The organism is Curtobacterium flaccumfaciens (assembly GCF_051548005.1).
Taxonomy (GTDB): Bacteria; Actinomycetota; Actinomycetes; order Actinomycetales; family Microbacteriaceae; genus Curtobacterium.
In genome coordinates this window covers 1-9,459 of the sequence record NZ_JBPUGH010000135.1, presented here as the reverse complement: position 1 = coordinate 9,459, position 9,459 = coordinate 1, and the positions used below count along the sequence as shown (strand labels likewise).

12 protein-coding genes are annotated in these 9,459 nt (G+C 69.7%); 11 read left to right on the top strand and 1 reads right to left on the bottom strand.

Translation table 11 applies throughout. The annotated features are described in order from the left end of the window. Window positions 1-118: 118 nt before the first annotated feature. From secY to map, 3 genes are read left to right on the top strand one after another with little or no spacing between them, the layout of a single operon-like run. Complete coding sequence (gene secY, locus ACSW7Y_RS13890; protein WP_412878993.1) at window positions 119-1,441, top strand: preprotein translocase subunit SecY; 1,323 nt, start codon at window positions 119-121, stop codon at window positions 1,439-1,441. Beyond that, window positions 1,438-2,028 carry an adenylate kinase gene (locus ACSW7Y_RS13885; protein WP_438126839.1) on the top strand — a complete coding sequence of 197 codons (591 nt, stop codon included), beginning with the start codon at window positions 1,438-1,440 and terminating at the stop codon, window positions 2,026-2,028. Before secY ends, ACSW7Y_RS13885 begins: the two co-directional genes overlap by 4 nt. Window positions 2,029-2,087: 59 nt before the next feature. Then, a complete protein-coding gene (gene map / locus ACSW7Y_RS13880) occupies window positions 2,088-2,867 on the top strand; it encodes a type I methionyl aminopeptidase (protein WP_438126840.1) in 780 nt (259 codons plus the stop codon). Window positions 2,868-2,949: 82 nt separating this feature from the next. Here map and ACSW7Y_RS13875 read toward each other — a convergent pair whose 3' ends face one another. Continuing rightward, on the bottom strand, window positions 2,950-4,254 hold the full coding sequence (locus tag ACSW7Y_RS13875) for an LCP family protein (RefSeq protein ID WP_438126838.1): 1,305 nt from the start codon (window positions 4,252-4,254) through the stop codon (window positions 2,950-2,952). Between the two features lie 264 nt (window positions 4,255-4,518). Between ACSW7Y_RS13875 and infA the strand changes: the two genes are divergently transcribed. The 8 genes from infA to ACSW7Y_RS13835 all read left to right on the top strand — a co-directional run. Beyond that, on the top strand, window positions 4,519-4,740 hold the full coding sequence (gene infA / locus ACSW7Y_RS13870; RefSeq protein ID WP_017885509.1) for a translation initiation factor IF-1: 222 nt from the start codon (window positions 4,519-4,521) through the stop codon (window positions 4,738-4,740). 70 nt (window positions 4,741-4,810) lie between these two features. Continuing rightward, on the top strand, window positions 4,811-4,927 hold the full coding sequence (gene rpmJ / locus ACSW7Y_RS13865; RefSeq protein ID WP_022903266.1) for a 50S ribosomal protein L36: 117 nt from the start codon (window positions 4,811-4,813) through the stop codon (window positions 4,925-4,927). A 139-nt stretch (window positions 4,928-5,066) separates the two neighbouring features. Further along, window positions 5,067-5,441, top strand: a complete 375-nt coding sequence (rpsM, locus tag ACSW7Y_RS13860; RefSeq protein WP_058725393.1) for a 30S ribosomal protein S13 — start codon at window positions 5,067-5,069, stop codon at window positions 5,439-5,441. Between the two features lie 9 nt (window positions 5,442-5,450). Continuing rightward, window positions 5,451-5,849: a 30S ribosomal protein S11 gene (gene rpsK, locus ACSW7Y_RS13855; protein ID WP_017885507.1), complete on the top strand. Its 399-nt coding sequence runs from the start codon at window positions 5,451-5,453 to the stop codon at window positions 5,847-5,849. Window positions 5,850-6,055: 206 nt separating this feature from the next. Further along, complete coding sequence (locus ACSW7Y_RS13850) at window positions 6,056-7,051, top strand: DNA-directed RNA polymerase subunit alpha (protein WP_058725394.1); 996 nt, start codon at window positions 6,056-6,058, stop codon at window positions 7,049-7,051. Between the two features lie 63 nt (window positions 7,052-7,114). Beyond that, window positions 7,115-7,699 carry a 50S ribosomal protein L17 gene (gene rplQ, locus ACSW7Y_RS13845; RefSeq protein ID WP_438126837.1) on the top strand — a complete coding sequence of 195 codons (585 nt, stop codon included), beginning with the start codon at window positions 7,115-7,117 and terminating at the stop codon, window positions 7,697-7,699. Window positions 7,700-7,940: 241 nt separating this feature from the next. Then, on the top strand, window positions 7,941-9,062 hold the full coding sequence (locus ACSW7Y_RS13840) for an FUSC family protein (RefSeq protein WP_438126836.1): 1,122 nt from the start codon (window positions 7,941-7,943) through the stop codon (window positions 9,060-9,062). A gap of 25 nt (window positions 9,063-9,087) precedes the next feature. Further along, window positions 9,088-9,459: AfsR/SARP family transcriptional regulator (locus tag ACSW7Y_RS13835; protein WP_438126835.1), on the top strand; the 372-nt coding region annotated here is incomplete at its 3' end.

Genomic DNA, 9,459 nt, shown 5'->3' with positions numbered 1-9,459 from the left:
GGGGCCGCCGTTACGGTTTCCTTGACAGTGGCCGACGTCCGTCGGCCTGGTCGGCCCTGCCGGCCGACACCGGAACGGTCGCGATCGACGGCCCCGGTCCCAGAAGTTCGGAGTCCTCGTGTTCAGAGCGGTCGCGCGCATCATGCGCACCCCAGACCTTCGCAAGAAGATCGGCTTCACCCTCGCGATCATCGCGCTCTTCCGCCTGGGGTCGTACATCCCCGCCCCGTTCGTCGACTACGCGTCCGTGCAGAGCTGTCTCGCCAGCGCGTCCTCGCAGCAGGGTCTCTACGACCTGATCAACCTCTTCTCCGGCGGCGCGCTGCTGAAGCTCTCGGTCTTCGCGCTCGGCATCATGCCGTACATCACGTCGTCGATCATCGTGCAGCTCCTGCGCGTGGTCATCCCGCACTTCGACGCCCTCTACAAGGAGGGGCAGTCCGGTCAGGCCAAGCTGACGCAGTACACGCGCTACCTGACCATCGCGCTCGGCGTCCTGCAGTCGACCACCCTCATCACGGTCGCGCGGTCCGGTGCCCTCTTCGGCACGAACGCCTCGGCCTCCTGCTCGTCGATCATCTCGAACGACAGCTGGTACGCGATCATGCTGATGGTCATCACCCTGACCGCCGGTACCGGCCTCATCATGTGGATGGGCGAGCTCGTGACCGAGCGCGGCATCGGCAACGGCATGTCGCTCCTGATCTTCACGTCGATCGCGGCGCAGTTCCCGTCCGCGCTCTGGGCGATCGAGCAGTCGAACGGCTTCGAGGTCTTCCTGCTCGTCATCCTCGTGGGCCTCGTCATCATGATGGCCGTCGTGTTCGTCGAGCAGTCGCAGCGCCGGATCCCCGTCCAGTACGCCAAGCGCATGGTCGGTCGCCGGACGTTCGGTGGCAACAACACCTACATCCCGATCAAGGTGAACATGGCCGGCGTCGTGCCCGTCATCTTCGCCTCGTCGCTGCTCTACCTGCCGGCCCTGGTCGCGCAGTTCAACCAGCCCTCGGACGGCTCGGCGCCGGCCGCATGGGTGACCTGGATCCAGACGAACCTGACCTCGGGCGACAACTGGTTCTACATGGTCCTGTACTTCCTGCTCATCGTCGGGTTCACCTACTTCTACGTCGCGATCACCTTCAACCCCGAAGAGGTCGCCGACAACATGAAGAAGTACGGCGGCTTCATCCCGGGCATCCGCGCCGGACGCCCCACCGCCGAGTACCTCGACTACGTCCTGACCCGGGTGACGTTGCCCGGATCGCTCTACCTCGGTCTGATCGCACTCATCCCGCTGGGCGCCCTCGCGTTCTTCGGTGCGAACCAGAACTTCCCGTTCGGTGGCGCCAGCATCCTGATCATCGTGGGTGTCGGCCTCGAGACCGTGAAGCAGATCGACTCCCAGCTCCAGCAACGTCACTACGAAGGGCTTCTCCGTTGAGCGCACGTCTCATCATCGTCGGACCTCCCGGAGCCGGGAAGGGCACCCAGGCCGGCCGCATCGCCGAGGCCTTCGGCGTCCCGGCGATCTCGACGGGTGACATCTTCCGCAAGAACGTCGCCGAGGGCACGCCGCTCGGTGTCGAGGCGAAGAAGCTCATGGACGCCGGCGAGTACGTGCCCGACGAGCTGACGAACGAGCTCGTCAAGTCCCGGCTGGCCGAGGCGGACGCCGAGCACGGCTTCCTGCTCGACGGCTACCCCCGCACGCTCAACCAGGTGGCGTACCTCGACGCGCTGCTGGGCGAGCAGGGCACGCAGCTCGACGCCGTCGTGCAGCTCGTCGCCGACCAGGACGAACTCGTCGGTCGGCTCCTGAAGCGCGCCGAGGACCAGGGACGCAGCGACGACAACGAGGAGACGATCCGTCGTCGCCAAGAGGTCTACGTCGAGCAGACCGCCCCGCTCGTCGGCGCCTACGCCGAGCGCGGACTCGTGGTGGACGTCGACGGCCTCGGCGGCATCGACGAGGTCGGCGACCGCATCCAGACGGCGCTCGCGTCGCGCGGGCTCACCGCGGGCGTCTGACCCGCGTGGTCCGCTTCCGCAAGCCCTCCCTCTACAAGACGCCGGAGGAGCTCCGCGCCATGGTGCGCCCGGGGCTCCTCACGGCGCACGCCCTCGACGCCGTCCGCGCCGCGATCCGGCCCGGAGTGACGACCGGAGAGCTCGACGCGATCGCTGAGCGGACCATCCGGGACGGCGGCGGCGTGCCGAACTTCCAGCTCGTCCCTGGCTACCGGCACACCCTGTGCGTGTCGGTGAACGACGAGGTCGTCCACGGGATCCCGGGGGACCGCGTCGTGCAGCCGGGAGACATCGTGTCGGTGGACGCCGGTGCCGAGGTCGACGGCTGGAACGGCGACAGCGCCTTCACGATCGTGGTCCCCGGTGGGGATGCTCCGGTCACCGAGGCGCGCCAGAAGCTCTGCGACACCACCGAGCGCTCGCTCTGGCACGGTATCGCCGCCCTCGCCGCCGCGAGGAACCTCAACGAGGTCGGGGCCGCGGTCGAGGACGCCATCGAGGAGACCGGCGCCTGGGGCATCGTGGAGGACTACACGGGGCACGGCATAGGGCGTTCCATGCACGAGGACCCGCCCGTCTTCAACTACCGCGTCCGCGGCGCCGGGCCGGCGGTCAAGCCCGGGCTGGTCGTCGCGATCGAGCCGATGGTGACCGCCGGGACGATCGACAGCTCGACCGACGACGACCAGTGGACGGTCCGGACCCTCGACGGTTCCGACGCCGCGCACTGGGAGCACACCGTCGCCGTGCACGCCGCCGGCATCTGGGTCACGACCGCCGCCGACGGCGGCGCCGCGGGCCTGGCCGCCCTGGGTGTGACGCCGGTCCCGATCCCGTAGGACGGGCCTCCAGGCGGTCCAGCCCGTCTTCGGGTCGCGACCCGACCGGCCGGGAGGCGCGGCTCGTCCCCGCCCCGTCGGCTCAGTTGCCGACGGAGCAGGTCTGCTCGTCCGCGTTCTGTCCGGTGATCGAGGACGGCAGCGGGGTCGCGCTGGCCGTCGGCTCGGCCGACGGCGACCCGCTCGAGGACGACGTCGACCCCGACGACGCGGCTCCGGAGGAGGTCGACCCGGAGGAGGTCGACCCGGAGGACGTCGAGCCGGAGGACGTCGAGCCGGAGGACGTGCCGGTCGACGTCCCAGCGCTCTTCGACTCCTCGGATGCGCGTCCGGTCGTCGAGTCGGAGAGCGACGTCCGCTGGTCGGTCTGCAGTGCGACGTTGAGGACGTGCGCCGCCTCCTGCGACACGATCACGCGCGCGTCGTCCGCGGGGTCGTCGACGACCGGGTACTGCACGAAGAGCATGTTCGACGTGCTCATGCCCCGGAGGGTCGTGGCGAGGCCGACGAGGCTCCGTGCCTTGGCCAGGCCGTCGGAGAGGGTCATGTTCTGCAGGGCGGCCGTCGCGAGGCGGTAGAGCGTGACCGGGTCGGACAGGGTGTCGCCCGAGGTGATCTTCCGCAGCAGCGCGGAGAGGAAGACCTGCTGCGAGCTGATGCGCGCGAGGTCGCTGCCGTCGCCGACGCCGTGGCGGGTGCGGAGGAACGCGAGCGCGTCGGAGCCCTGCAGCGTGTGCTCGCCGGCGGTGAGGTGCAGTCCGGTGTAGGTGTCGTTGATCGGCTGGGCCACGCACACGTCGACGCCGCCGAGCGCGTTCGACATCGAGATGACGCCGTCGAACGTGATGAGGCCGGCGTAGGGGATGCGGAGGCCGGTGAGGTTCTCCACGGTGTCGACCACGCAGGAGACCCCGCCGTTGCCGAGCGCGGTGTTGAACTGTGCGGAGGTCGACGCCGGGTAGGTGGTGCCGGTCGCGGGGTTGCTGCACGCCGGGATCGGCACCATGAGGTCGCGCGGGAAGCTCACCGCGGTCAGCTGCTGGTGGTCCTGCGAGATGTGCACGAGGATCGTGACGTCGTTGCGGGCGCCCTGCACGTCCTCGTCGGAGTCGAACTGCCCGACGCGGGTGTCGCTGCCGATGAGCAGGATGTTCGCCCCGCCCGGCATCGCGGTGATGTCGGCGGTGTCGGCGACCTGCTGGTCGTCCTTGCTCAGAGCGACCGTCTTCGGCTTCGCGGCGAGTGTCCCGCCGGCGATCGCTGCGACGCTGGTGCCGCTGACGAGGGCGACGGCGAGGACCGACGCGACGATGCCGAGGGCGGACGCCCAGGCGCGGTGACGCGGCAGTCGTCCGTGGCGGGCCAGGGGGCCGCGGGTCTTCGGCACGGTTCTCTCCGTTCGGTGGGCTGCCGTGACACGGTACGGCCGGAGCACTCGAGACGGCCCAGAACGGGCCAGACAACCACTGTGGAACGTTCAGGGTCGGACCGGGAAGCCCCAGGTCGAGGGGTCGGGGCCGGCCGCACTTGGCAATCCGGCCTCTGACAAGTAGGATCGATCTTTGGTGTGTCATGCCCTCCGGGCGTGGCGCCCGACCCGCAGACCGGCTCGGGGATCACACCGGTAATCCAACCAAGCGACAGTGAGGCTATGGCCAAGAAAGACGGCGTCATCGAGATCGAGGGCTCGGTGCTCGAAGCTCTGCCCAACGCGATGTTCCGCGTTGAGCTGACCAACGGACACAAGGTCCTCGCGCACATCTCCGGGAAGATGCGCCAGCACTACATCCGCATCCTCCCCGAGGACCGCGTGATCGTGGAGCTGAGCCCGTACGACCTGACCCGCGGCCGGATCGTCTACCGCTACAAGTGATCCGCGAGCTGGAAAGGAACGGCTCGGCGAACCCGCCGGGCACGAAGCCAGCGAGCACGAGGAACCAACCATGAAGGTCAACCCCAGCGTCAAGCCCATCTGCGAGCACTGCCGAGTGATCCGCCGGAAGGGCCGCGTCATGGTGATCTGCAAGAGCAACCCGCGCCACAAGCAGCGCCAGGGCTGAGCTCCCAGCAGGACCCACAACTCAACACCGAACACGCAGTACCAGAACCCGCGGCTCCGGCAGCGGGGGACACCTCGGGGCGGAGGCCCGGGCACCGGTACTGCGCCACACCTCCACCAACCACAGGAGCAGCCAGCACATGGCACGTCTAGCAGGCGTCGACATCCCGCGCGAGAAGCGCGTGGAGATCGCACTCACGTACATCTACGGCGTCGGCCGTACCCGGTCCGTCCAGGCTCTCGCCGAGACCGGCATCTCGGGCGACATCCGCGTCAAGGACCTCACCGACGACCAGCTCGTCGCCCTCCGCGACTACATCGAGGGCAACTTCAAGGTGGAGGGTGACCTCCGCCGCGAGGTCGCCGCCGACATCCGCCGCAAGGTCGAGATCGGTAGCTACGAGGGTCTCCGCCACCGTCGTGGTCTCCCGGTGCGCGGTCAGCGCACCAAGACCAACGCGCGTACCCGCAAGGGACCGAAGCGCACCGTGGCAGGCAAGAAGAAGGCCCGATAGGAGATCATCATGGCTACCCCCAAGACTGCCGCGCGCAAGCCGCGTCGCAAGGAGAAGAAGAACGTCGCCGTGGGCCAGGCCCACATCAAGAGCACGTTCAACAACACGATCGTCAGCATCACCGACCCGTCGGGTGCCGTCCTCAGCTGGGCGTCCTCGGGTGCCGTCGGCTTCAAGGGTTCGCGCAAGTCGACGCCGTTCGCGGCGCAGCTCGCCGCCGAGTCCGCCGCGCGTCAGGCGCAGGAGCACGGCGTCAAGAAGGTCGACGTCTTCGTGAAGGGTCCGGGTTCGGGCCGCGAGACCGCGATCCGTTCCCTCCAGGCCGCCGGCCTCGAGGTCGGTTCGATCAACGACGTCACGCCGCAGGCGCACAACGGGTGCCGCCCGCCCAAGCGTCGCCGCGTCTGACGCGAGGAGCAACCGGCCGTTCCCCGCTCGTTCCCTGACCGGGACGAGCGGGGCCGGCCATTCCTGGTCGTTCGATCGCGCACGACGAGCCGTTCGTGGCTCGTCGGTGCGCGTGATCACAACTCAACAGACCCGTCGGGGCCCGGTCGGCCCCGTCGTACCGCCGAGTGTCATATAGCGGACACTCCGCCGAAAGGAATCCCACAGTGCTCATTGCACAGCGCCCCACCCTGACCGAGGAGTCGATCTCCGAGCACCGCTCGCGCTTCGTCATCGAGCCGCTCGAGCCGGGCTTCGGTTACACCCTCGGCAACTCGCTGCGCCGCACGCTCCTCTCCTCGATCCCCGGCGCGGCCGTCACCAGCATCCGCATCGACGGCGTCCTCCACGAGTTCAGCACCGTGCCCGGTGTCAAGGAAGACGTCACCGAGATCATCCTCAACATCAAGAGCCTCGTCGTCTCCAGCGAGCACGACGAGCCGATCACCGCGTACCTGCGCAAGCAGGGTGCCGGTCAGGTCACCGCGGCGGACATCTCCGCTCCGGCCGGTGTCGAGATCCACAACCCGGACCTCGTCATCGCGACCCTGAACGACACCGCGCGGTTCGAGCTCGAGCTCACGATCGAGCGTGGCCGTGGCTACGTGTCGGCGACGCAGAACCGCTCGGAGTTCTCCGAGGCCGGTCAGATCCCGATCGACTCGATCTACTCGCCGGTCCTCAAGGTCACCTACCGCGTCGAGGCGACGCGTGCCGGTGAGCGTACGGACTTCGACCGCCTGGTCGTCGACGTCGAGACGAAGCCGGCGATCTCGCCGCGCGACGCCATTGCCTCGGCCGGCCGCACGCTGGTCGAGCTGTTCGGTCTCGCCCGCGAGCTGAACACGGCGGCCGAGGGCATCGAGATCGGCCCCGCGCCGGTCGACGCGGTGCTCTCGAACGAGCTGCAGACCCCGATCGAGGACCTCGACCTGTCGGTCCGCAGCTACAACTGCCTCAAGCGGGAGGGCATCAACACGGTGTCCGAGCTCGTCGCCCTCTCGGAGACGCAGCTCATGAACATCCGCAACTTCGGTCAGAAGTCGGTGGACGAGGTCAAGGACAAGCTCACCGAGCTCGGCCTGTCCCTCAAGGACACCGTCCCCGGATTCGACGGCGCCCACTTCTACAGCGGGTACGACGAGGACGAGTCCAACAACTGACCTCGCGCGCGAGCGCACGCGTGCTGAGTCAGCGCGCACCACTTTCACCACTGGAGAACTGACATGCCGAAGCCCACCAAGGGCCCCCGCCTCGGTGGCGGTCCCGCCCACGAGCGCCTGCTCCTGAGCAACCTCGCCAACGCCCTCTTCACGCACGGCCGCATCACCACGACCGAGACGAAGGCCAAGCGCCTCCGCCCGGTCGCCGAGCGGCTCATCACGTTCGCGAAGCGTGGCGACCTGCACGCCCGTCGTCGCGTGATCAGCATCCTGCGCGACAAGTCCGTCGTGCACACGCTGTTCACCGAGATCGCCCCGCAGGTCGAGGACCGTCAGGGCGGCTACACCCGCATCACGAAGCTCGGCTTCCGCAAGGGCGACAACGCGCCCCTCGCGTCGATCGAGCTCGTCCTCGAGCCGGTGTCGGGCAAGCCCGCCCCGGTGCAGCGCGACGCGGCCCCGGCCGCCGCCGCCCCGGTCGAGGAGCCGGCCGCCGACGAGACCACCGAGGAGGCCCCGGTCGACGAGACCGAGACCACCGAGGAGTCCGCCCCGGTCGAGACCGAGAGCGAGACCGAGGCTGCCGCCGAGGTCGAGACCGAGGCTGCCGCCAAGGCCGACGACACGAAGGCCGACGACGCCAAGTAGTCACCAGCACCACCACGAGGGAGCCCCCGCGACGATCGTCGCGGGGGCTTTCTCGCGTCCGGAACGGCGGAGCACTCCGAGCACGACGGTGCGGAGCGGCGCGGTCACGTGCACGGCGCGCGACCAGATGCCGGACGGGAGGCGCGGGGCGGGGCCGCCACGGGCCTCCCGTCCGCTGCGTGCGCTGCGCGGACCGCACCGGCACCGCTCACAGGAGCACCCACGTAACCTCACCGAGGCCATGGCACGAGCAGAACGCATCACCGGCGCCGGACGCCGCATCTGGCGGTGGAGCCGCGACTCCGGTACCCAACCGCGCCTGCTGCTCGCTGCGAAGGCCGCGTTGGCCGCCACGATCGCGTGGGTCCTCGCGAAGTACGCGCCCGGTGTCGCCGCCGAGTACCCGTACTATGCGCCCCTCGGCGCGATCGTCGCGATGCGGACCACCGTGTTCGCCGGCATCCGCTCGGGCGTGCAGACGCTCGTCGGCATCACCCTCGGCGTGCTGATCGCCTGGGTGACCATGTTCATCGGCGACCCCGGTGTGATCGCGGTCGCGCTCGCGGTCGGTCTCGGCGTCCTCGTGAGCGGCTTCCGCATCCTCGGCGAGGGGTACTCGTGGGTGCCGATGGCCGCGCTCTTCGTGCTGCTCGTCGGGGGTGGGAACGCGGAGGGGTACTCCTTCGCCTACATCGTGCAGATGGCCATCGGGATCGCCATCGGCCTGGCCGTGAACTTCGCCGTGTTCCCGCCGCTGCACTTCTGGGACGCGGAACGCCGCATCGACCAGGTCAACGGCGTGCTCGCACAGCAGCTCGACGACCTCGCGGACGCCCTCGTCGAGGGGGAGCCCGACACCGTCGCGTGGGACCGGCAGCAGGAGCGGCTGGACAAGGCCATCGCGGACGTGCGGGACCGGGTCGCGACCGCGCAGGAGAGCCGACGGATGAACCCTCGTGGTGCGCTCCGTGGCTCGCGGGCACGGCTGCAGACCGACGGGGCCCGGTTCCGCGCCGTCGAGCGTGCCGCCTGGTACACGACGGACCTCACCGAACTCGTGGCGCGCTCCGGTCCGGTGGCGGACAACATCGGCCGGCCGGACCCGGCGTTCGCCGAGCCCTTCTCCGCGGCGCTGCGACGGGTCGCGTGCGTCGTCCGCGGCGACTGCCCGGCGGAGGAGGGGGACGAAGCCCTCGCGACGCTCGAGCAGGCGCTCGACGCCAGCCGGTCGAACCCGTCCCAGGTCACCGTGACGGCGAGTGCGATCGTCGCGCTGCGCGGTATGATCGAGTCGGAGAAGCGGGCGACGGAGGACGTCGGCACCCAGACGGGGCCGTTCGGGAAGAAGCAGTCCCGGCGGTGACCGGGCGCTCCGTAGACTCACTCGGGTGACCACGCGTCCACGCCTCGCCGTCCTCGGGTCCGTCCTGGTCGAGGGGCCGTCGGGGGAGCCGGCCCCCATCACCGGCGCACTCGCCCGGTCCTTCCTCACCGCGCTCGTGCTCGCGCCCGGTCAGACGCTGTCGTCCGGGTCGCTCGTCGACGAGCTCTGGCCGGACGAACAGCCGCGCGACGCCCGCGCCGCCCTCCAGACGATGGTGTCGCGCCTCCGTCGCAGCACCGCCGCCGGGCTCGTCCGCTCCACCGCGACCGGCTACGCGCTCGGCTGCGACGCGGAGGACGTCGAACTGCTGCGCGCCGAGCGGCTCGCGTCGACCACCGACGTGCAGGCCCTCGAGGGGGCGATCGCCCTGTGGCGC

Coding starts and splice junctions, on each gene's coding strand:
- rpmJ (WP_022903266.1), top strand. CDS start 4,811: ATGAAGGTCAACCCCAGCGTCAAGCCCATCTGCGAGCACTGCCGAGTG.
- infA (WP_017885509.1), top strand. CDS start 4,519: ATGGCCAAGAAAGACGGCGTCATCGAGATCGAGGGCTCGGTGCTCGAA.
- rplQ (WP_438126837.1), top strand. CDS start 7,115: ATGCCGAAGCCCACCAAGGGCCCCCGCCTCGGTGGCGGTCCCGCCCAC.
- rpsM (WP_058725393.1), top strand. CDS start 5,067: ATGGCACGTCTAGCAGGCGTCGACATCCCGCGCGAGAAGCGCGTGGAG.
- ACSW7Y_RS13840 (WP_438126836.1), top strand. CDS start 7,941: ATGGCACGAGCAGAACGCATCACCGGCGCCGGACGCCGCATCTGGCGG.
- map (WP_438126840.1), top strand. CDS start 2,088: ATGGTGCGCCCGGGGCTCCTCACGGCGCACGCCCTCGACGCCGTCCGC.
- rpsK (WP_017885507.1), top strand. CDS start 5,451: ATGGCTACCCCCAAGACTGCCGCGCGCAAGCCGCGTCGCAAGGAGAAG.